Source organism: Nocardioides aurantiacus (assembly GCF_003752505.1).
Classification (GTDB): domain Bacteria; phylum Actinomycetota; class Actinomycetes; order Propionibacteriales; family Nocardioidaceae; genus Marmoricola; species Marmoricola aurantiacus.
In genome coordinates this window covers 2,963,830-2,985,032 of record NZ_RKHO01000001.1, presented here as the reverse complement: position 1 = coordinate 2,985,032, position 21,203 = coordinate 2,963,830, and the positions used below count along the sequence as shown (strand labels likewise).

The following is a 21,203-nucleotide window of genomic DNA, read 5'->3' as shown; positions in this document are numbered from 1 at the left end:
ATCGCATGATCGACCTGCGCTCGGACACCGTCACCCGCCCCACCCCGGCCATGCGGCGCGCGATGGCCGAGGCCGAGGTCGGCGACGACGTCTACGACGAGGACCCCACGGTCCAGCAGCTGCAGGAGCGGGTCGCCGACCTGTTCGGCTTCGAGGCGGCGCTGTTCACCCCGACCGGCTCGATGGCCAACGTGCTCGCGGTGGCCGCCCTCGTCGGCCCGGGCGAGGAGGTGCTGTGCGAGTCGCGCTCGCACATCCTGCGCGCGGAGCTCGGTGCCCACGGTGCGCTGCTCGGCATCACCAGCCGCACCTGGGTCGAGGAGCGCGGCCAGCTCGACCTGCCGACGGTGAAGTCGATGTACGCCCCCGACATGGGTCCGTTCTTCGTGCGCACCACCGCGATCGCGGTGGAGAACACCCACAACTTCGCCGGCGGCACCGTGCTGCCGCTGGCCGACCTGCAGGAGCTGCGCGGCTGGGCCGACGAGGTGGGGGTGGGCGTCCACGTCGACGGCGCCCGCATCTGGAACGCCCACGTCGCGACCGGCACCCCGCTGCGGGAGTACGGCGCGGTCGCCGACGCCATGGCGGTGTGCCTGTCCAAGGGGCTCGGGGCCCCGATCGGCTCGCTGGTCCTCGGCACGACCGAGGCGATCGAGGTGGCCCGGGTGCGCCGCAAGCGGATGGGCGGGGGGATGCGCCAGGTCGGCGTGCTCGCCGCCGCCGGGCTGCACGCGCTCGACCACCACCTCGACCGGCTCGCCGACGACCACGAGCACGCCCGGCTGCTCGCCGAGGCGTGCGGTCAGGACCCCGCCCTGACGGAGACCAACATCGTGGTCGTCGAGGCGCCCGACGCCGCGGCCGTCGTCGCGGCGGCCCGGGAGGAGGGCGTCCTGATCGGCGCCGTCGGCCCCACCCGGGTGCGGCTGCTCACCCACCTCGACGTCAACCGCGACGAGGTCGAGCGGGCCGCGACGGTGCTCTCCCGGCTCGTCGGCTGACGGTCGGGGGGCCTAGGCCCGACGCCCGACGACCGGCGTCAGGCGGCGTACGGCGGAGGCCAGCTCGCGCAGGTCGGCGCCGACCAGCGCCTGCGGGCCGTCGCACAGGGCGTTCTCCGGGTCGGGGTGGACGTCGACGAGCAGGCCGTCGGCGCCGACCGCGATCGCGGCGCGCGAGAGGGGGACGACGAGGTCGCGGCGACCGCCGGCGTGCGAGGGGTCGACGATGACCGGCAGGTGGCTGGACGCCTGCACGACCGGGACCGCGGAGATGTCGAGGGTGTTGCGGGTGGCGGGCTCGAAGGTGCGGATGCCGCGCTCGCACAGCACGATGTCGAGGTTGCCGCGCTGGGCGACGTACTCCGCGGCCATCAGCCACTCCTCGACGGTGGAGTTCATGCCCCGCTTGAGCAGCACCGGTCGGCCCGCGTCGCCGACGGCCTGGAGCAGCCCGAAGTTGGCCATGTTGCGCGCGCCGACCTGCAGCATGTGCGCGTGCTCGGCCACCAGGGCGACGTCGCGGGCGTCGACCACCTCGGTGACGACCGGCAGCCCGGTGGCGCGACCGATGTCGGCGAGGATCTCCAGGCCCTGGGGGCCGAGGCCCTGGAAGGAGTACGGCGACGTCCGCGACTTGAAGGCTCCGCCGCGCAGCAGCCGGGCTCCCGCGGCACGTGCCATCTCGGCCGCCTCGAGGGTCTGCTGGGCCGACTCCACGGCGCAGGGGCCGGCGATGAGGGTGAAGGTGTCGGGGCCGATCGCGACCTGGGCGCCGGGCTCGCCGACGTGGACCGTCGAGCGGTCGGGGTGGTGCTGACGACTGACGAGCTTGTAGGGGTCGGAGATGCGGTGGACCGCCTCGACGCCGGGCATGCTGCGCAGGTTGAGGCCGTGGAAGGACTCGATGTCGCCGACCAGCCCGATGATCGTGCGTACGACGCCGCGGCTCACGAACGCGCGACCACCGGTCCCCTCGACGCGGGACGTGACCCGCGCGATCTGCTCCTCGGTGGCCTCCGGCGACATCACCACGACCATGCGGCGAGCGTAGGACGCTCACGTCCGCATGACGGACATCGTTATCAGGATGCGGACCGCTGAGTCCGGATCGTGACCTCGTCGCCGGACCTACCGGACGAAGGGGTCAGACGATGCTCAGCGTGACGGTGCTGCCGCGGGGTGCCCGGCCGCCGGCGCCGGGGTCGGTCGCCACGACGTACTGCACCCCAATGTAGAGGCTGGACTCCTCCACCTCGACGTCGAAGCCGGCCGCCTCGAGCCGGGCGGTGGCCGCCGCGACGCCCATGCGCACCACGTCGGGGACCTCCACGAGGACCGGTCCCTTGCTCACGGTGAGCTCGACGGTGTCGCCCTTGAAGGCGGTGCCGGAGTCGGGGGACTGGCCGATCACGGTCTCGGCGTCGACGCTGTCGCTGTTCTCCTCGCTCACCTCGACCTCGAAGCCGCGCTTCTCCAGCGCCGCCTGCGCCTCGTCGGCGTCCTCGCCGGTCCAGTCGCGCACCGTGATCGGCCGGGGGCCCTTGCTGACCACGAGGTCGACGGCCGCGTCGCGGCGCAGCGCGGTACCGGCGACGGGGTCGCTGGTGACGACCTGGCCCTTGGGGACCTCGGGGGAGAAGCGCTCGACGGCCTCGCCGAACCCGAGCCGCGCGTCGAGCAGGGCCTGCTGGGCGGCGTCGAGGGTGCGGCCGGCGACCGCGGGGACGTCGTGGCGCTCGGGCCCGCGGGAGAGCACGGCCACGACGGTGCCGTCCTGGAGGACGCGGCCGCCCGGTTCGGGGTCGGTGGCGACGATCCGGCCGCGCGGCACGGTCTCGCTGTACGCCGGGTCGCCGACCCGCAGGTCGAGGCCGGCCGCCTCGAGGCGCGACTCGGCGGCCGCCTGCGAGAGCCCGAGCACCGCCGGGGCGTCGGTGTAGCGACCGACGCCGAACCACCAGCCGGCGCCGGCGGCACCGGCGGCCAGGAGCAGCACGAGCAGCAGCGCGACGGGGCCGCGTCCGCGACGGTGGCGACGCTCGTGCGGCCACTCGTCGTCGTGGTCCTCGTCGCGGCCGTCGCCACCCGGGCCGCCGACCAGCCGCTCGCTCCCCCAGCCCGGGACCCCGTCGTCGCCGCGGCGCTGCTGGGGCGGCCGGGGCGGGGCCAGCAGGGCGCCGCGTCCACCCGACCCGTCGGGGGACCGGTCCTGCTCCTGGTCGTAGACGGTGTCGACCCCGAGGTCGTCGCGCCGGACGGTGCGGGTGTGCTCGTGGTCGTCGGCCGAGTCGGTCAGGTCGGCCCGGTCGGTCAGGTCGCTCCGGGCGGCGCGGGCCGCCTCGGCGGGGGCGAGGATGTCGGGGATCTCGTCGGTGGTCGCGGCGTCGAGCTCCTCGACCACGCCGCCGGCCGAGCGGGCCAGGGCGACGGGGGCGAGGTCGGTGGTCAGCTCGTCGTCCTCGAGCACCCCCTGGTCGAGGGCCAGCCGGACCCGGCGTACCTGCTGGAGGAGGACCTGGGCGTCCGCGGGCCGCAGCGCCGGCTCGCGCGAGGTGGCCCGCGCGACGAGGGCGTCGAGGTAGGCCGGCAGCCCTGGGACCCGGCTCGACGGGGGCGGGACGTCCTCGTGGACGTGCTTGTAGGCGACCTGGATCGGGTTCTCGGCCTGGTGCGGCTTGCTCCCGGTGAGCAGCTCGAACAGCACCACGCCGGCGGCGTACACGTCGGTGCGTGCGTCGGCGGTGCCGTCGACAACGAGCTCGGGCGCGAGGTAGGAGACGGTGCCGATGAGCACCCCGCCGGTCGCGGAGTGCTGGGTCTCGGCGTTGACGGCCCGCGACAGCCCGAAGTCGGCGACCTTGACGCGGCCGTCGTCGGCGAGCAGCACGTTCTCGGGCTTGACGTCGCGGTGGACGATGCCGGCCCGGTGGGCGGCGGCGAGCGCGGAGAGGACCGGCTCGACGAGCGCGAGCGCCCGGGCCGGCTGGACGGGCGCCTCGGAGCGGATCAGGTCGCGCAGCGTGCGCCCGGGCACCAGCTCCATGACGAGGAACAGCGTGCCGTCGTCGTCGCCGGTGTCGAAGACGGCGGTGACGTGGGGGTCGGAGAGGCGGGCGGCGGAGCGGGCCTCGCGCTGGAAGCGGCGCACGAACTCGTCGTCGGCGGCCAGTCCCTCGTGCATCACCTTGACCGCGACCGGCCGGTCCAGCCGCAGGTCGACGGCCTCGTGGACGGTGGCCATGCCGCCGCGGGCGATCCTGGCGCCGAGGCGGTAGCGCCCGTCCAGGACGCGCCCGGTCAGGGCGTCACGGGTGCGGTCCACGGTGTCCTCCGGCGCGGGTGGGGAAGAGAGCCCGACTGACCAGCCACTTTACGGTGCGCGGGGGCCCCGGCCCGGGACCGTGCGCCCCGTCGGCGTGGAGTCGCGGGTGGGGGGCTCGGTTTCCCAAGGTCGCCTGGGAAACCGGCGCCGCGCCGGGACCACGGCTCCGGCGCAGCAGCAGGATCTACGGCCGAGTACGCCGCTCCGGCGATCGGGTGGGAGCATGGGCCGGTGAGTGACGACGACACCGCCGACGCCCCGCCGGCCGACCTCGACGCCCTCGTGGGCGAGTGGTGGGACTGGAAGCAGACCGCCGAGGCGCTCGGCGTGACGGTCAGCCGGGTGCGCACCTGGATCCGTGAGCACCAGCTCGCCGCCGCCGTGCCGCGCCCGAAGGCCGGCCAGCAGGTCCCCGCCGCGCTGGTCATGGACGGCGAGATCGTCAAGGGCGTTCCCGGGCTGCTGACGCTGCTGCACGACGGCCACTACGACGACCTCGAGATCCTGACCTGGCTCTTCACCGAGGACGACACCCTGCCGGGCCGTCCCATCGACGCGCTGCGCGAGAACCGCGGCTCGGAGGTCAAGCGCCGCGCCCAGGCGATGGCCCTGTCCTGATGGCCCTGTCCTGACGGCCCGCCTCCTGGGGCCCGGGCTCAGACCGTGCGCTGCGTGGCCTGCTCGGCCAGCCCGGCGAGGGCGGTGCGGGCGCTGTCGGTGACCTCGGCGCGCTCCAGGGCGCCGAGCGCCGTGCCGGTCAGGTGCTCGATGACCTGCTCCAGCTGCGCGAGCGCCCCGCTCGCGCTGATCAGGTCGCGCAGCTCGGCCACCTGGTCGGGATCCAGCGGCGTGCCGAGCGCGGCGTCGAGACGTCGGCCCTGCTCCGGCGGGAGGGCGTCGAGGGCGAGGGCGACCAGCACGGTGCGCTTGCCCTCGACCAGGTCGTCGCCCGCGGGCTTGCCGGTCGCGGCCGGGTCGCCGAAGACGCCGAGCACGTCGTCGCGCAGCTGGAAGGCCTCGCCGAGCGGGAGCCCGAAGCGGGTCAGGTCGGAGACCTGGGCCGCCGTCGCGCCGCCGAGCGCCGCGCCCACGTGCAGCGGCCGCTCGATGCTGTACTTCGCCGACTTGTAGCGCAGGACCGTCATCGCGGTGTCCACGTCGGCGGTGCCGCGGGCCTGCGCGGAGACGTCGAGGAACTGGCCCGTCACCACCTCGCTGCGGGTGAGGTCGAGGAAGCGCAGCGCCTCCAGCACGCGCTCGGCCGGCAGCCCTGAGGTGCGCAGCAGCTCGTCGGACCAGCTGAGCAGCAGGTCGCCGAGCAGGATGGCCGCCGACGCGCCGTACTCCACGGCGCCGCCGCGCCACCCCTGCTCGCGGTGCAGCCGCTCGAACGCGCGGTGGGTCGAGGGGTGGCCGCGCCGGGTGTCGGAGGCGTCCATGAGGTCGTCGTGCACCAGAGCGCTGGCGTGCAGCAGCTCCAGCGCACCGCATGCCCGCAGCAGCGCGGTCTGCGCCGCGTCGTCGAGGGGGGCGTCGTCGATCGCGTGGTGGCCCCACCAGCAGAAGGCGGCGCGCAGCCGCTTGCCGCCGGTGACGCTGGTGCGGGCGTGGGCGACGAGCCGGTCGGCGTCGGGCCCCAGCTCGGCCAGCCAGGCGGCCTGCGCGTCGACGAAGTCGAGGAGCGTGGACTCGACCGAGGTCCGGAAACCGGCGGTGTCCCACGCTGCGTGCGGCACGGTCACCGGGTGAGCCTAGCCCCGTATCCTCGCAGCATGTCCGGGACCCCTGCGCGCATCGGCGACCTGCTCGGGAGCGGACAGCGCTCGTTCTCCTTCGAGTTCTTCCCGCCCAAGGACGAGGCGGGCGAGGACGTCCTGTGGCGCTCGATCAGCGAGCTGGAGCCCCTGCAGCCCTCCTTCGTCTCCGTGACGTACGGCGCGGGCGGCACCACCCGCGACCGCACCCTGGCCATCACGGCGCGGATCGCGCAGGAGACCTCGCTGCTCCCGATGGCCCACCTCACCTGCGTCGGCCACACCACCGCCGAGCTGCTCGACATCCTCGCGGCGCTCCGCGGGTCCGGTGTCGGCAACGTCCTGGCGCTGCGCGGCGACCCGCCCGGTGGCCCGGGGACGGCGTTCGAGCCCACGCCCGGCGGGGTCGACTACGCCAACGAGCTGGTCGAGCTGGTGCGGCGCAGCAGCGACCTGTGCGTCGGCGTCGCCGCCTTCCCCGAGGGCCACCGCGACGCGGCGACGCTCGACGACGACGTCGCGGTGCTGCGCGCCAAGCAGGACGCGGGCGCGGAGTTCGCCGTCACCGAGATGGTGCTGCGCGCCTCGGACTACCTCGGGCTGGTCGAGCGCGCCGGGGCCGCCGGGGTCACGATCCCGATCGTCCCCGGCATCATGCCGATCCTGGGCATCACCTCGATGACCAAGATGGTGGAGCTCTCCGGGCGCGACATCCCCGAGGAGGTCCGGTCCCGCATCGAGCCGCTCGCCGACGACCCCGCGGCCGTGCGGTCCGAGGGCATCGCGATCGCCACCGAGCTGTGCGACGACCTCCTCGCCGAGGGGTCGCCGGGCCTGCACTTCTACACGCTCAACCGCTCCAAGGCGACCCGCGAGATCTGGTCGGCGCTGTCGCTCAGCGCCTGACCGGTCGCCCTCAGGACGCCGGGCCGACCGCCTGCGCGACGAGCGAGGCCGAGAGACCCACGGCGGCGATGCCGGCCCCGGGGTTGGCGCTGGCCCCGGCGAGATAGGTCCCGGCGACCGGCGTACGAGGTCCGAGGCGGTGGGCGACGGTGCCGCGGCCCTCCCACAGCACGCCGTACGGCGAGCCGCCGTAGGTGCGCACCTGCTCCAGGGGTGAGCGGTCGACCTGCACGACCACCTGGTCCCGCACGCGGACGCCGAGCCGCGCCAGCGCCGTCACCGGGTCCTCGCTGATCCGGCCGCGCGCGAGCAGCGTCCAGGCGTGGTGGCCGGCGGGCGCGACGCCGCCCGTGCGCACCACCAGGGTCGGGTCGCCGTGGAAGACCGTCTCGCGGGGGAGGTCGGGCACCTCGCCGGCCAGGCCGACGTGGGCCACCACCGGCGGGATCACCGGGTTGGTCCGGCGCACGTGGGAGGCGAGCGCCGGGAGCTGGCGCGGGTCGACAGCCACCACGACGACGTCGGCGTCCAGGTCGCCGGCGTCGGTGCGGACACCGCGCACCCGGCCGTCGCGGACCTCGAGGTCGCGCACGCGGGTGCCGAGCTCGACCTGCACCCGCCGGGTGGTCAGGCGGGCGGCGAGGGCGTCGGTGAGCCCGGCCATGCCGCCGGGCAGCGTCCAGGAGCCGAAGTTCTGCTCGACGTAGCTCCACAGCCCGACCCAGGCCGGCACGTCGCGCAGCGCGTGGCCCTCCAGCAGGGCGGCGGTGCCGGCCAGCAGCCGGAGCCGCTCGTCCTTGCGGAAGGTCGAGCGCAGCACCTTGTGCAACGTCAGCCGGGTGCCCAGCAGCGCCTTGGCGTGGTCGCCGGCGAGGTCGCGGGAGAAGGGCCGCTCGAAGTAGTCGCGGCGCAGTGCGGCCCAGTCGTCGGCGAACGCGTCGACGTGCTCGACCCAGGCCGTGCCGGCGCCGGGGCCGAGCGCGGCGTCGACCGCCGCCAGCTGGTCCGCGCGCCCCGCGGGAAGGTCGAGCTCGGTGCCGTCCTCGAAGCGGTGCCGGCGCAGCGGGGTGAGCGGCACCAGCTCGAGCTCGCGCTCCAGGGGGCGGCCGGACTTGCGGAACAGGTCGCGGGCGACGGCCGGCAGCAGGGTGTGGGTCGGTCCGGCGTCCCAGGTGAACCCGTCGCGCTCGACGCGGCCCTGGGCGCCACCGAGGGTGTCGCGGGCCTCGAGGACGGTGACGTCGTGGCCGAGCTTGGCCAGCCGGGCGGCGCTGGCGAGGCCGCCGTACCCGCCGCCGACCACCACCACCCGTGCCATGGCGGTCACCCTAGGGGGCGGTCCCCCGCGGGAGACCCGGCGGCGTCAGGCCTCGACGTCGACCTCGGTGGCGCCGGTCATCCGCAGCAGCTCCTCGGCGGTGGCGCTGAACACCGCGGCCGGGTGGCCGGCCGCCGCCCACACCACCTCGTGGCGCCGCAGCCACGGGTCGAGGTAGGTCGGCACCGGTGCCGGGTGTCCCAGCGGCGAGACCCCGCCGATCACCTGCCCGGTGTGGTGCCGCACGAAGTCGGGCCGCGCCCGCTGCAGGGCGGGTACGCCGATCCGGCCGGCCACCGCCGCCGTGTCGACCCGGTGCGCCCCGCTGGTCAGGAGCAGCAGCGGGGTGCCCTCGGCGGGTCCCGTCGCCCCGGGAGCTCCGGGCACCGCGAACAGCAGGCTGTTGGCGATCGCCCCGACCTCGCAGCCCAGGGCCTGGGCCGCGAGGGCGGCCGTGTGCACCCCCTCGGGCAGCACCACGACCTCGCCGGTGCCGCCGCGGGCGGCGAGGGCCTCCCGGAACCGGGTGATCGCGGCGTGCTCGGTGACCGGGTCGCTCATGGCGGGCACCGTACCGGCCCGTCCGACGCTTGACGGGTTGTCGGAGGGCGGGTGTACCTTGGGGTTGTTCGAACAGGTGTTCGATCAGCCTCGGTGGGGGACGACCTCGACCCCCGTCCTCCACCGGGGCACCCAGCGGGTCGAGACGGCTGCGAGAAGACGAGGAGCACGACGTGCGGCGTTACGACGACCCGGTGGAGGTCCGCAAGGGTGCGGAGGAGGACCCCGAGCAGTTCCTGTGGCGGGGGCGGCTGTGGCAGGTGCGCGAGGTGGTGGCGCACTGGGTGGAGACCGGCGCCTGGTGGGCCCGTCCGGCGGCCGGTGAGGACACGGGCGGCGCGGTCACCGACCTGCTCCGCGAGCAGGAGGTCTGGCGGGTGACCGCGGCCCGGGGAAGGGTCGCGGCGCTGGCGGCGGCTGCGGGTCGCGGCGGAGCCGGTGGCGACGCCGACCCGGGCTACGGGGTCTTCGACCTCGTCTTCAGCTGGTCCGACGGCAGCTGGCAGCTCGCCCGGGCGATGGACTGAGGGGGCCGACCGTGAGCGCTGCCGTCGACTACTCGCCGCCGGCCTTCCTGCCGGCCGCCACCCACGCCTACCTCGAGCGGGCCGCCACCTCGTTGCGCGAGGCGATCACCACCGCCGGGGTGCCCGAGCGCTACGCCCAGGCCCACGTCTCGGCGCTGCGCGCCACGGCCGCCCTGCTCGCGGCGCGGGCCCGACCCACCACCGGTCGCCGGTCCCGGCAGAAGAACGCCTGGGTGCTGCTGGCCGAGGTCGCCCCCGAGCTGGAGGAGTGGGCCACGTTCTTCGCGGCGGGCGCCGCCAAGCGGGCTGCGGCCGAGGCGGGCTCCCGGCGCGCGGTGACCCCGCGGGAGGCCGACGACCTCGTCCGCGACGCCGACCGGTTCCTGGCGCTGGTCGAGACCTCGCTCGGGTTGACCGAGCACGCTCCCATCCGTGTCGCCTGAGCCGGGCCGCTCGTGTCCGACCCCTTCGTGCACCTGCACGTCGCGTCCGGCTACTCCCTGCGCTTCGGCGCCTCGCACCCCCACGTCCTGGTGGAGCGCGCGGCGGAGCAGGAGATGGACGCGCTGGCGCTGACCGACCGTGACGGCACCTACGGCGCGGTGCGCTTCGCCAAGGCCGCCGCCGCCCACGGGGTGCGGCCGATCCTCGGCGTGGACCTCGCGTTCCGGCCCGAGCCGGTCGGCCGGGCCGGCCCGGCGTCCCGCACGCCGGTGCGCGGCGGCGCCGACCGCGACCTCCGGCTGCCCCGGGTGGTCTTCCTGGCGCAGGGGCGCCGTGGCTGGGCGGCGGTGTGCCGGCTGGTCTCGGCGGCCCACGGCGCGGCCCTGGCGGACGGGACGGGCCGCGGGTCGGCGCCGGGCGAGCGGGGGGCGCCGGCGTGCAGCGCGGGGCTGGTCGCCGAGCACGTCGCCGGCGAGCCGGTCCAGGTGCTGCTCGGACCCGCCTCGGAGCTCGGCCTGGCGGCAGCGCGCCGCCGTGACGACCTCGCCGAGCAGGTGCTGGCGCGGTGGGTCGACCTCGTGGGACCCGGGCAGCTCGCGGTCGAGCTGACCTCCCACCGGCTGCGGGGCGACGGTCCGGGCACCTCGGTCCACGCCGCGCGGATGCTGGGGGTGGCCTCGCGGCGCGGTCGCCGGGTCCCCGTGGTGCTCAGCAACGCCGTCCGCTTCGCCGACCGCCTCGACGCCCCCACCACCGACGTCCTCGACGCCACGCGTCGGCTGGTCCCGATGGACCTGCGCCACCTCGACCGGCGCAACGCCGAGGGTTTCCTGAAGTCCGGCAAGCAGATGCACGAGGTCGCCGAGGAGGTGTGCCGCCTCGCCGGCACCAACAGCGCGACCGCGCTGCTGGCCGGCACTCGGGGGGTCGCCGACCGGTGCGTGCTCGATCCCCGGGCCGACCTCGGTCTCGGCGAGGTCCACTTCCCCGAGTTCGAGCTCTCCACGACCGTCGTCCCGGCCGGGGTGGGGGCCGAGGGGCCTTCCGACGCGGTGCTGCGGGCGCGGTGCGAGGCCCGCATCGGGTGGCGCTTCGGCGACGTGGGCCGCCAGCGGATCTGGAAGCGGCTCGACGACGAGCTCGAGACGATCCGACACCTCGGCTACGCCTCCTACTTCCTCACCGTCGGTGACGTCACCGAGATGGTCCGCGGGCTCGGCATCCGCAGCGCCGCCCGCGGCTCGGGCGCCGGCAGCCTCGTCAACTACCTGCTCGGCATCTCCGGGGTCGACCCGATCCGGCACGGGCTGCTGATGGAGCGCTTCTTGTCCCCGCGGCGCCGCTCGCTGCCCGACATCGACGTCGACGTCGAGTCCGCGCGTCGGCTCGAGGTCTACGACGCGATCCTGGAGCGCTACGGCCGCGAGCGCTGCGCGACGGTCTCGATGATGGACACCTACAAGGTGCGCCACGCCATCCGCGACGTCGGAGCCGCGCTGGGCATGCCGCCGGGCGAGGTGGACGCCCTCGCCAAGGCCTTCCCGCACGTGCGGGCCCGCGACGCGCGGCTGGCGCTGCGCGACCTGCCCGAGCTGCGCGCCCTGCGAGACGCCTCCTCGCTCGGCTCCCCAGGTCGGGCCGGCCCGGCCCGGGCCGCAGGGGAATGGGGGAGCCTCGACCTGTTCTTCCGGCTGGTGGAGAGCCTCGACGGCCTGCCCCGCCACATCGCGATGCACCCCTGCGGCGTCCTGCTCTCCGACCGCAGCCTGCTCGAGCGCACGCCGGTCGAGCGCAGCTTCCTGGGCTACCCCATGAGCCAGTTCGACAAGGACGACGTCGAGGACCTCGGCCTGCTCAAGCTCGACGTGCTCGGCATCCGGATGCAGTCCTCGATGGCCCACGCCGTCGCCGAGATCGAGCGGGTGGAGGGACACCACGTCGACCTCGACGACGAGACCCAGGTGCGCTTCGACGACCCGACGACCTACCGCGTGATCTCCAGCGCCAAGACGCTCGGGATCTTCCAGATCGAGTCCCCGGGCCAGCGTGAGCTCGTCGGCAAGTCCGGCATCGAGGAGTTCTCCGACATCATCACCGACATCTCGCTGTTCCGGCCCGGGCCGGTCAAGAGCGACATGATCACCCCCTACCTCGAGGCCAAGCAGGGCTGGCGGCTGCCCCGCTACCTCCACGACGACCTGCGCCCCATCCTCGGCGACACCCGCGGCGTGGTCGTCTTCCACGAGCAGGTCATCGAGATCATCGCCCTGTTCGCCGGCTGCTCCTACGCCGAGGGCGACGAGTGGCGCCGTGCGCTCGGCGACCGTGACGGGATGGCCGAGACGCGGGCCTGGTTCTTCCCCCGGGCGCTGGGCCGGGGCTACGACCTCGGGGTGGTCGAGCAGATCTGGAAGGTGATCGAGGCCTTCGCCTCGTTCGGGTTCTGCAAGGCCCACGCGGCCGCCTTCGCGCTGCCGACCTTCCAGTCGGCCTGGCTCAAGGCCCACTACCCGGCCCACTTCATCTCCGGGCTGCTGACCCACGACCCGGGGATGTATCCCAAGCGGCTGATCCTCGACGACGCCCGGCAGCTCGGCATCGCGGTGCTGGGCCTCGACGTCAACGCCAGCGCGGCGACCTACACCGTGGAGCGGCTGAGCGAGGGCTACGGCATCCGGCTCTCGCTCAGCGAGGTCCGCGGCATCACCGACGCCGAGGTCCGGCGCATCGTGGCCGGTCGGGAGGGCGCGCCGTACGCCTCGCTGACCGACCTGTGGCAGCGCGCCCGGGTCTCCCGCCCGGTCGTGGAGCGGTTGGTGCAGGCCGGTGGCCTCGACAGCGTCCACGGCCTCGACGGGTGCGAGGGCGGCGGTCGACGTCACCGGGTGACGCGGCGCGACCTGCTGCTCGAGGTCGGCGACCTCGACCGGCTGCAGCGGGCCGCCGCGGGCGCGGAGCTGCGCCGGGCGCGTGGTCTGGGCCGCACCCGGCGGGCCGGGGCCGCCGCCGACGACACGGTGCAGCTCGCCCTCGACCTCGGTGGTCCCGCGCCGCAGGTCAGCGGGCTGCCCGAGATGACGCCCGCCGACCGGGTGCGCGCCGAGCTCGACGTCCTCGGGCTCGACGTCAGCCGGCACGTGGTCGACTTCCACGCCGAGTTCCTGGACCGGCTCGGCGTGACCCGCTCGGCCGGTCTGCTCGGGGCGCGCAGCGGTGCCGAGCTGCTGGTCGCCGGGGTCAAGGTCGCCACGCAGACCCCGCCGATCCGTTCGGGCCGGCGCGTGGTCTTCCTGACCCTGGACGACGCCACCGGGCCGGTCGACGCCACCTTCTTCGAGGACGTCCAGGGTCCCTACGCCGCGACGGTGTTCGGGTCCTGGCTGCTGGTGGTCCGTGGCGTGCTGCGCCGCACCGGCCGGCGGGGCGTCTCGCTGCGCGCGACCGGGGCGTGGGACCTCGGAGCGCTGCAGGACCTCGGGGAGGCCGGGGGGATGGCCGCGGTGCACGACGAGCTCGCCCGCGTCCCGCGCGGCTCCGGCCCGGCCGGGTCGGGGCAGGACGGGGCCGCGGGCGACGCCGGCCCCCGCCGGGTGATGGTGCACACCAGCGGGTTCCGGACGTCCCCCTACGCCGACGTCGCGCCCGCCGGCAGCCGCGCCGGAGTGGTGACCGGTGAGGTGGCGCGCACGCTCTGGCACCGCAGTCCCGGGAGCGCCGGGTGAGCGCCCCGCGACCCGGCCCCGGGCCCGTGCTCCGGGCGCTCCTGGGGGACCGGCACCCCCTAGGGTGGGCGCCATGGAGCGCCCTCTCGAACGCCGCAACGCCGTGCGCACCGCCGTCGTGTGGGACGCCGTGCAGGCGGTGCTCGACGGTGGCAGCCGACGGGTCCTCGACATCGGCGGCGGCACCGGCGGCTTCGCGGTCCGGGTGGCCGCGCTCGGCCACGACGTCACCGTCGTCGACCCCAGTCCCGACGCGCTCGCCGCGCTCGGGCGCCGGGCCCACGACGAGGGCGTGGCGGGTCGCGTCACCGGGGTCCAGGGCGACCTCGGCACCCTCGCCGAGGTGGCGCAGGACGTCGACCTGGTGCTGTGCCACGGCGTGCTCGGTCTCGTCGACGAGCCGGCGGTGGCGCTCGCGGCGATCGCCGGGGTGCTGCGCCCCGGGGGCACGCTCTCGCTCCAGGTGGGGCAGCGCCACGCGGCCGTCCTGGCCCGTGCCATGGCCGGCCACTTCACCCAGGCGCGTGACCTGCTCACCGCCGACGGCGGGGGCACCGCGACCGAGCGCCGCTTCACCGCCGAGGAGCTGCGCGACCGGCTCGGCGCAGCCGGGTTCGACGTCACCGCGGTCCACGGGGTCCGGGTCTTCACCGACCTCGTGCCGTCCTCGCTGCTCGACCTCGAGCCGGGGGCCGGCGCGGCGCTGCTCGAGCTGGAGCGGGCGGTGGCCGAGCGTCCGGAGTACCTCACCGTCGCCAGCCAGCTCCACGTGCTCGCCCGGCTCACCCCCGCCCGGCCGGCCTGACCCCACGGGACCGACCGGCCCGACCGGCCTCCCGCGCCGGAGCGGCGCACCGGACCGGGGGCCCCGGTGAGCCCGGCGGGCCCGCCGGGCTCACCGGGGCGTCCGGGTGCCGGCGCACCGGCGGACCCGTCGTGGGACTGCCCGATCCTGCACGTCGACATGGACGCCTTCTTCGCGTCGGTGGCCACCCGTGACCGGCCCGACCTGCAGTCGGTGCCGGTGATCGTGGGCGGTGGCCACCGGGGTGTGGTGCTCGCCGCCAACTACCCGGCCCGGCGCTACGGCGTCCGGTCGGCGCTCCCGATGACCCGGGCCCGGCGGTTGTGTCCCGAGGCGGTCGTGCTGCCCCCCGACTACGGCGACTTCGAGAGCGTCTCGTCCTCGGTGATGGAGATCTTCCGCCAGGTCACCCCGGTCGTCGAGGCGGCCTCCCTCGACGAGGCGTTCCTCGACGTCTCCGGGGCGACCCGGCGCCTGGGCTCACCGCGCCGGATCGCCGAGCACGTCCGGGCCCGCGTGTCGGACGAGCAGCGGATCACCTGCTCGGTCGGGGTCGCCGGGACGGTCGCGGTGGCCAAGCTGGCCAGCCGGCGCGCCAAGCCCGACGGGGTGCTGGTGGTGCCGCCCCGCGAGGTGACCCGGTTCCTGCACCCGCTCGACGTGGGGGAGCTCTACGGCGTGGGGGAGAAGACCCGCGACCAGCTGCACCGGCTCGGGCTGCGCACGGTGGGCGAGGTCGCCCACACGCCGGTGGCCACGCTGCAGCGCGGCATCGGCAACGCGGCCGGTGCCCACCTGCACCACCTCGCGTGGGGCACCGACCGGCGCACCCTGACCCCCCGCCGTCCGACCCACGAGCCCGACCGCAGCATGGGCGCCGACGAGACCTTCGGCCGCGACACCGACGACCGGGCGGTGGTGCTCCGCGAGCTGCTCCGCCTCTCGGCCAAGGTGACCAGCCGGATGCGGACGGCCGGGGTCGCGGGCCGCACCGTCACGCTGCGCGTGCGGTTCGCCGACTTCACCACCCTCACCCGCTCGCGCACCCTCGGCGACGCCACCGACGTCACGGCCGAGGTCCACGCCACTGCGGCCGGCCTCTACGACGCGCTCGGCCTGCAGCGGGCCCGGATCCGCCTCGTCGGGGTGCGGGTGGAGGGGCTGGTGCCACGGGAGCAGGTCCAGCGCCAGCTCGTCCTGGGGGCTCGCGAGCGGGGCTGGGAGGACGCCGACCGGGCGGTCGACGCGGCCGCCAGCAGGTTCGGCGGCGGCGCCGTGCGCCGGGCCACGCTGCTGCAGGGGGACCGGCCCTGACGCCGGCACCGGGATCGGGTCGGGCTCCTACCACTGATCTGGCCACTATTTGTGATCTCGGCTACCGCCACGCCCACCGCCTGCCTAGACTTGACGCACCGACACCGACCGCCCCCTGCACAGGGACGGTCACCGGGTCATTCACCGGGCCCATCACCGGGCCAGCCACGTGGGAGGACGCCGTGCCACTCTCCGAAGAGGAGCTCCGCCTGCTCGAGCAGATGGAGCAGGCGCTTGCGCAGGAGGATCCCAAGTTCGCCTCCACGCTCCGGGGCAGCGCCCTCGAGCGCACCGCCAAGCTCCGCACCGTCGGGGCGGCCGCGGTGTTCGCCCTCGGCATCGGGATGCTCATGGGCGGCGCGGTCGCCCAGCAGATCTGGCTCGCCGTCCTCGGCTTCCTGGTGATGCTCGCCTCGGCCACCCTCGGCCTGGCCGCGTGGCGCGGGCGTCACGCCCCCGCCGCCCAGCAGCCCAGGAGCGGCGAGGAGCAGCTCTTCGACTTCGACGACCACCCGCACCGCTTCGGTGTCATCGAGGGCGGTCGTGCCACCAAGCGCAGCAAGGGCCCCAAGGCCCCCCGCCGCTCCGGACGCTCCAGCACGCCTCGCCAGGGCACCTTCATGCAGCGCATGGAGCAGCGCTGGGAGCGTCGCCGCCAGCAGGGCTACTGATCCACCGCGTCACCGGTGTCGTCCGCCGGCGATGACCTGCCGCGACGCCGTCGCGCGTACCCCGGTCCTGCGACCGGCGACGACCTGACCACCAGGCGCAGCCGCCACCGCCCCACGCCTAGCGCGTCGTGAGCGAGGCGGGCCACCAGCGTCGGCGCCAGCGGGCCACCCGCCCCTCGTCCGTACGACGCAGCAGCCGCTGCCACGTCGCCAGCGTGTCCCGGACGTCCTCGGTCCGCACCGCCTGCCGTACGCCGCCCGCTCCGGAGTAGCGGTCCCGCTCGACCTCGACGAGCATCGCCTCGAGCCGGCTGAGGTCCTGCGGGTCCGCGCCGTCGGCCTGCGCGAGGACGCGGCGGGCCTGTTCCCGCGGCGTCCGGGTGCTCGGCCAGTCGCGGCCCTCGTCGAGGACCACGGCGCGCAGCTCGGCCCAGGCGTCCTCGGCGGTGGGCCCGTCGGGGCTGCCGGAGGCCCCGCCGAGGCGCCGGTCTCGCTGGCGTCGCCGCACGAGCGTCGGACCGCCGGCGAGCAGGACCAGCGCGACGGGCACGAGCAGCGACCCCCAGGGCAGCGGGCCGCCGCCACCGGAGCCGTCGGCGGCGTCCTCGGGCAGCTGCTCGGGCTCGGGGGCGGCCTCGGGGGACGCCTCGTCCGAGGGGGTGGGGGCGGCGGTCGGCTCGTCGGGCGACTGCCGGGTGTAGCTCGGGGTGGCGCCGGTGCGCCCGCCCGGGGTGGGCTCGAAGCGGACCCAGCCGGCGCCGGAGAAGTAGAGCTCGGGCCAGGCGTGGCGGGTGTCGGAGGTGTAGAGGAGCCGGCCGTCGGGCTGCTGCTCCGGCGACAGGAAGCCGACCGCGATCCGGGCGGGGATGCCCAGGGTGCGCGCCATGGTGGCCATGGCGGCGGCGAACTGCTCGCAGTAGCCGATGCGGTCGGTGGTGACGAAGTCGGCGAGCAGCTGCATGCCCGAGCCGTTGCGCTGCTCCAGCGAGTAGGTGAAGCCGCCGGAGGTGCGGAACCAGTCCTGTAGCGCCACCGCCTGCGCGAACGCGGTGTCGGCGCCCGCCGTCACCTCGCGCGCGGTCTGGGCGATCACCGGCGGCAGGTCGCGCGGCAGCGCGGTGCCGGTCTCGCGGACGCTGGCCGGCGGCCGCAGGGCGGAGTCGAGCTGGGCGGCGGTGACGCGGGGGGTGAACGAGCGGGCGGCGTACTCCAGGCCCTGGGGGGCGCGGCCGCGGACCAGCGCCACGTCGAAGGTGCGCTCGTCGTAGCGCCAGTTGCCCTCGACCGCGATCTCGCGCAGCGGGTAGGGCAGCGGGAGCCAGCTGGTGGAGTAGGCCGACGCCAGCTCGAAGTCCCAGTCGGCCTCCGGACCGCCCGTGCCGGCGGCGAGGCCGGGCGGGCCGGGCAGCACGCCGTCGGCCAGGTTGTCGCTGGGCAGGTCGCGCTGGGAGGGCCGCCACTGCTGGCCGGTGAAGCTGTCGAGCACGGTCGTGCGGAGGTACGCCGTCTGGTCGGCGTCCGTGCGTGCGTAGACCAGCGGGGTGGCGGTCTGCTCGATCAGCTCCCGACGCAGCGAGATGAAGGGGTTCACGGTCGTGTTGAGCCGGATGTCGCCCGCGCCGGTGCCCGGGCCCTCGCCGGTGCCGTCGTCGGGCAGGGCGTCGCTGACCGGCACCAGCGGGGCCACCAGCAGCGCCAGGGCGACCGCCGCGAGCGAGACCTGCCAGACCAGGCCGCGACCGGGCTCGGCCACGGTGCGGCCGTCGTCGGGGCCGCGTCGCGGCAGCGCGTCACGACCGCGGGCCCACCGGTCGTGACGCTCCGCCGCGAGCAGCCGCACGAAGAGCAGGGCGACGACGACGAAGACCGGCAGCGCGAGGTCCTCGAGCAGGATCGTCACCGGGACGCTGAGGGCCACGAGCAGCGGGAGCGCCGCCAGCGGCGGGCGTCGCAGGCCCAGCGCGAGCACGTCGACGGCGTACACGACGAGCAGCCCGCACGCCGCGAGCAGCGCCTGCGTCGAGGTCGCGAACGACTCCACCGGTGCGGCGTAGTAGTTCAGTGCCCGGGCGCCGTTCTCCACCAGCACCGCCAGGCGCTGCAGCGAGGCGCCGGTCGGCACGACGCCCAGCAGCGACTGCCCCGAGGCGAAGAAGAGGTTGAGCAGCAGCACGCCGAGGACCGCCTGCACCGCCGCCACGGCGTACGACGCCACGCGGGCCAGCCGCAGCAGGCTGCCGACGAGCGCCAGCACCAGCCCGCCGACCCCGACGGGGACCAGGAAGCCGGAGGGCTCGGCGATCATGCCGCTCCACGAGAACAGCGCCACCCAGGCCGCGAGGAAGCCGACGACCGCGGGCACCGGGCGCCAGGGACCGCGGGGGCGGGGAGCCGGGGAGGCCTCGGACGGGGGGCCGGTGGTGGCGCTGCCGGCGGGAGGGGCGGTGGTGGTCATCGGCCGAGCTCCTGCCAGGTCGCGCCCAGGGAGCCGCCGCGGGCGAGGGTGGCGGCCCGCCAGCCGTGGCGGCGGAGCTCGGCGGTCGGGGTGGTGCGTCCGGCGACGCGGGCGGTGGTCGACCACGAGTCGACGTCCAGCACCACGGCGTACGCCGCGTCCCCGGCCGTCGCGAGCCGGCCGAGCGTGCGCCGGTCGGCGTCGTCGAGGTCGCCGAGGACGGCCAGCAGCAGGCCGCCGTGCTGGCTCTCGTCGACCCAGTCGGTGGCCAGCGTGCCCTGCCGCGAGCCGCGCAGCACCGCGAGCCGCTCCAGCTGCTCGTGCACGCCGAGGCTGCCGCGCCCGGCTTGCCACTCCGGGGACGCGCTCGCGCCGGCCGCCGTGACCAGGCGCACCTCGAAGCCCTGGGCCGCGAGGTGCTGCACGAGCGAGGCGGCGACGCTGACCGCGGCCTCCCAGGAGGAGTCCTCGCCGCGGCCGCGGTGGTTGGCCAGGCGGTGGTCGAGGAGCAGGGTGCAGCGCAGCTGCCACTCCTGCTCCTCGCGGCGCACCATGAGCTCGTCGTTGCGGGCGCTGCTGGGCCAGTGGATGCGACGCAGGTCGTCGCCGAGGCGGTACTCCCGGATGGTGACGTCCGGGCTGCCGCCGCCGAGCAGCTCGCGGGCGCGGTTGTCACCGGTGCCGGCCCACCGGCCGGTCAGCGGGATCCGCGGCAGCGGCACCGTGCGCGGGGTGACGAGCAGCGAGTCGCGGGAGTCGAGCTCCTGCTCGAGGTCGACCATGCCGAGGGCGTCGGCGACGTGGACGTGCACCGGCCCGACGGGGAACCGCCCCCGGGCGGTGGTGCGGATGAGGTAGCCCAACGTGGTGCGGCCGCCGGTGGGCAGCGGGTCGACGACGAAGCTGCGCCGCGAGCCGAGCTCCTCGGGCAGCCCCTCCTCGACGAGCAGCCGGCCGGTGGTGCGGCCGTCGTTGCCGAGCGCCACCTCGACCTGGGCGGTGCCGCCGGCCTCGACCCGCAGCGAGCTGAGGTTGCGGCGCACCCACACCGTGCGCGGCGTACGACGCACCAGCAGCCAGGCCACGAGCGGGACCGCCACGGCCAGCAGCCCCATCCGCACGAAGTCGCGCTCGCCGACCTGGATGCCGCAGAGGACGGCCGCGACCCCGGCGGCGAGGAAGCAGCGACCCCGGAGGGTCAGGTCACGCACGCCTGCTGCCCGCACCGGAGCCGGAGGCGGGGCCGGGGACCGGCACCTGCGCGAGGATCTGCTCGACGACCTGCAACGCCTTGCGGCCGGCCATGGTCGACTCCATGGTCAGCAGCAGCCGGTGCGGCAGCACCTGGGTGGCCAGCTCGCGCACGTCGTCGGGCAGCACGTAGGAACGGCCCTGCATCGCCGCCCACGTGCGGGCGGCGCGGACCAGCTGCAGCGTGGAGCGCGGCGAGGCGCCGAGGCGGAGGTCGGGGGAGCGGCGCGTCGCGGTGGCCAGCGCCACGGCGTACTGCTGGACGGCGGGGGAGACGTGCACCCGCCCGGTCACCTCGATGAGCTTGCGCACCTCGGCGGCGTCGGTGACCGGCTCGAGCTCGTCGATCGGGCTGGTGCCCTCGCGGGCCGAGAGCATCGCGATCTCGGCCGACTCGACGGGGTAGCCCATCGAGAGCCGCACCATGAACCGGTCGCGCTGGGCCTCGGGCAGCGAGTAGGTGCCCTCCATCTCGATGGGGTTCTGCGTCGCGATCACCATGAACGGCGACTCCAGGCCGTACGTCGACCCGTCGACGGTGACCTGGGCCTCCTCCATGCACTCGAGCATCGCCGACTGCGTCTTGGGGCTGGCGCGGTTGATCTCGTCGCCGACGACGATGTTGGCGAAGATCCCGCCGGGCCGGAACTCGAAGAGCCGGGTGTCCTGGTTGAACACCGAGACGCCCGTGACGTCGGAGGGCAGCAGGTCGGGGGTGAACTGGATCCGCCGGACGCTGCAGTCGATGGAGCGGGCCAGGGCCTTGCTCAGCATCGTCTTGCCCACGCCTGGCACGTCCTCGATCAGCAGGTGGCCCCCGGAGAGCAGCACCACGAGGGCGGTGCGGGCGATCTCGGGCTTGCCTTCGATGACGGTGGCCACGTTGGCCTGGACCCGCTCGGCGACGAGGCGGACCTCGTCGACCCCGTCCACCCCGCCGGAGCCGTCGCCGCGCGGGCCGGTGCTGCCACGGCCCTGGGTCGTCACGTCGCTCACCACTCGTCCTCCACCTGCTCCACGTCGCTCCACCACCCACCACGCACCACGGCGGTCGGGCGACCTCGTCGCGGCGTACGGGCGGGGCTGGCCACCAGTGAACCCCATGGGGCCACACCGGGCCACGGGTCGCGCCGCCGCTCCCGCCCCACC

The 21,203-nt window shown here is 75.6% G+C and carries 17 protein-coding genes; 9 read left to right on the top strand and 8 right to left on the bottom strand.

The features are described from left to right. Positions 1-5: 5 nt before the first annotated feature. Complete coding sequence (locus EDD33_RS14505; RefSeq protein ID WP_123391674.1) at positions 6-1,004, top strand: threonine aldolase family protein; 999 nt, start codon at positions 6-8, stop codon at positions 1,002-1,004. Positions 1,005-1,016: 12 nt separating this feature from the next. On the opposite strand, the gene aroF is transcribed toward EDD33_RS14505, so the two are convergent. Together aroF and EDD33_RS14495 are read right to left on the bottom strand one after the other, a co-directional pair. Next, positions 1,017-2,042, bottom strand: a complete 1,026-nt coding sequence (gene aroF, locus EDD33_RS14500) for a 3-deoxy-7-phosphoheptulonate synthase (RefSeq protein WP_123391673.1) — start codon at positions 2,040-2,042, stop codon at positions 1,017-1,019. Positions 2,043-2,148: 106 nt separating this feature from the next. Further along, entirely contained in the window at positions 2,149-4,326 is a 2,178-nt protein-coding gene (locus tag EDD33_RS14495) for a Stk1 family PASTA domain-containing Ser/Thr kinase (protein WP_123391672.1), read from the bottom strand. Between the two features lie 231 nt (positions 4,327-4,557). On the opposite strand from EDD33_RS14495, the gene EDD33_RS14490 reads away from it, so the two are divergent. Further along, entirely contained in the window at positions 4,558-4,944 is a 387-nt protein-coding gene (locus EDD33_RS14490; RefSeq protein WP_123391671.1) for an Rv2175c family DNA-binding protein, read from the top strand. A 38-nt stretch (positions 4,945-4,982) separates the two neighbouring features. Here EDD33_RS14490 and EDD33_RS14485 read toward each other — a convergent pair whose 3' ends face one another. Further along, positions 4,983-6,068: a polyprenyl synthetase family protein gene (locus EDD33_RS14485; RefSeq protein ID WP_123391670.1), complete on the bottom strand. Its 1,086-nt coding sequence runs from the start codon at positions 6,066-6,068 to the stop codon at positions 4,983-4,985. Between the two features lie 30 nt (positions 6,069-6,098). Here EDD33_RS14485 and metF point away from each other — a divergent pair, with 30 nt between their 5' ends. Then, entirely contained in the window at positions 6,099-6,986 is an 888-nt protein-coding gene (gene metF, locus EDD33_RS14480) for a methylenetetrahydrofolate reductase [NAD(P)H] (RefSeq protein WP_123391669.1), read from the top strand. 10 nt (positions 6,987-6,996) lie between these two features. Here the strand turns inward: metF and EDD33_RS14475 are convergent, their stop codons facing one another. After that, positions 6,997-8,304: a phytoene desaturase family protein gene (locus EDD33_RS14475; protein ID WP_123391667.1), complete on the bottom strand. Its 1,308-nt coding sequence runs from the start codon at positions 8,302-8,304 to the stop codon at positions 6,997-6,999. Between the two features lie 45 nt (positions 8,305-8,349). Next, positions 8,350-8,865, bottom strand: a complete 516-nt coding sequence (locus EDD33_RS14470; RefSeq protein ID WP_123391666.1) for a YbaK/EbsC family protein — start codon at positions 8,863-8,865, stop codon at positions 8,350-8,352. 173 nt (positions 8,866-9,038) lie between these two features. Between EDD33_RS14470 and EDD33_RS14465 the strand changes: the two genes are divergently transcribed. From EDD33_RS14465 to EDD33_RS14440, 6 genes are all read left to right on the top strand, one after another. Next, on the top strand, positions 9,039-9,392 hold the full coding sequence (locus tag EDD33_RS14465; RefSeq protein WP_123391665.1) for a DUF6504 family protein: 354 nt from the start codon (positions 9,039-9,041) through the stop codon (positions 9,390-9,392). 11 nt (positions 9,393-9,403) lie between these two features. After that, complete coding sequence (locus EDD33_RS14460; RefSeq protein ID WP_170169836.1) at positions 9,404-9,835, top strand: SAV_6107 family HEPN domain-containing protein; 432 nt, start codon at positions 9,404-9,406, stop codon at positions 9,833-9,835. Between the two features lie 12 nt (positions 9,836-9,847). Continuing rightward, positions 9,848-13,558 (top strand): DNA polymerase III subunit alpha, encoded by a 3,711-nt coding sequence (locus EDD33_RS14455; protein WP_123391664.1) that lies wholly within the window; start codon positions 9,848-9,850, stop codon positions 13,556-13,558. 73 nt (positions 13,559-13,631) lie between these two features. Next, on the top strand, positions 13,632-14,363 hold the full coding sequence (locus tag EDD33_RS14450; RefSeq protein WP_123391663.1) for a methyltransferase domain-containing protein: 732 nt from the start codon (positions 13,632-13,634) through the stop codon (positions 14,361-14,363). A 66-nt stretch (positions 14,364-14,429) separates the two neighbouring features. Next, positions 14,430-15,677, top strand: coding sequence for a DNA polymerase IV (gene dinB, locus EDD33_RS14445; protein WP_425463855.1), 1,248 nt, complete (start codon positions 14,430-14,432; stop codon positions 15,675-15,677). 182 nt (positions 15,678-15,859) lie between these two features. Then, on the top strand, positions 15,860-16,348 hold the full coding sequence (locus EDD33_RS14440; protein WP_123391661.1) for a DUF3040 domain-containing protein: 489 nt from the start codon (positions 15,860-15,862) through the stop codon (positions 16,346-16,348). Positions 16,349-16,466: 118 nt separating this feature from the next. Here the strand turns inward: EDD33_RS14440 and EDD33_RS14435 are convergent, their stop codons facing one another. From EDD33_RS14435 to EDD33_RS14425, 3 genes are read right to left on the bottom strand one after another with little or no spacing between them, the layout of a single operon-like run. Continuing rightward, on the bottom strand, positions 16,467-18,803 hold the full coding sequence (locus EDD33_RS14435) for a transglutaminase TgpA family protein (protein WP_123391659.1): 2,337 nt from the start codon (positions 18,801-18,803) through the stop codon (positions 16,467-16,469). Next, positions 18,800-20,014, bottom strand: coding sequence for a DUF58 domain-containing protein (locus EDD33_RS14430; RefSeq protein WP_123391658.1), 1,215 nt, complete (start codon positions 20,012-20,014; stop codon positions 18,800-18,802). Before EDD33_RS14430 ends, EDD33_RS14435 begins: the two co-directional genes overlap by 4 nt. Beyond that, the gene (locus EDD33_RS14425) at positions 20,007-21,050 is read right to left on the bottom strand and encodes an AAA family ATPase (RefSeq protein ID WP_425463854.1); all 1,044 of its coding nucleotides are present in this window, start codon (positions 21,048-21,050) and stop codon (positions 20,007-20,009) included. Before EDD33_RS14425 ends, EDD33_RS14430 begins: the two co-directional genes overlap by 8 nt. Positions 21,051-21,203 lie beyond the last annotated feature (153 nt).

Bases quoted from the DNA above. Each gene is read 5' to 3' on its own strand.
- EDD33_RS14505 (WP_123391674.1), top strand. From the start codon at position 6: ATGATCGACCTGCGCTCGGACACCGTCACCCGCCCCACCCCGGCCATG.
- aroF (WP_123391673.1), bottom strand. From the start codon at position 2,042: ATGGTCGTGGTGATGTCGCCGGAGGCCACCGAGGAGCAGATCGCGCGG.
- metF (WP_123391669.1), top strand. From the start codon at position 6,099: ATGTCCGGGACCCCTGCGCGCATCGGCGACCTGCTCGGGAGCGGACAG.
- EDD33_RS14435 (WP_123391659.1), bottom strand. From the start codon at position 18,803: ATGACCACCACCGCCCCTCCCGCCGGCAGCGCCACCACCGGCCCCCCG.
- EDD33_RS14470 (WP_123391666.1), bottom strand. From the start codon at position 8,865: ATGAGCGACCCGGTCACCGAGCACGCCGCGATCACCCGGTTCCGGGAG.
- EDD33_RS14450 (WP_123391663.1), top strand. From the start codon at position 13,632: ATGGAGCGCCCTCTCGAACGCCGCAACGCCGTGCGCACCGCCGTCGTG.
- EDD33_RS14475 (WP_123391667.1), bottom strand. From the start codon at position 8,304: ATGGCACGGGTGGTGGTGGTCGGCGGCGGGTACGGCGGCCTCGCCAGC.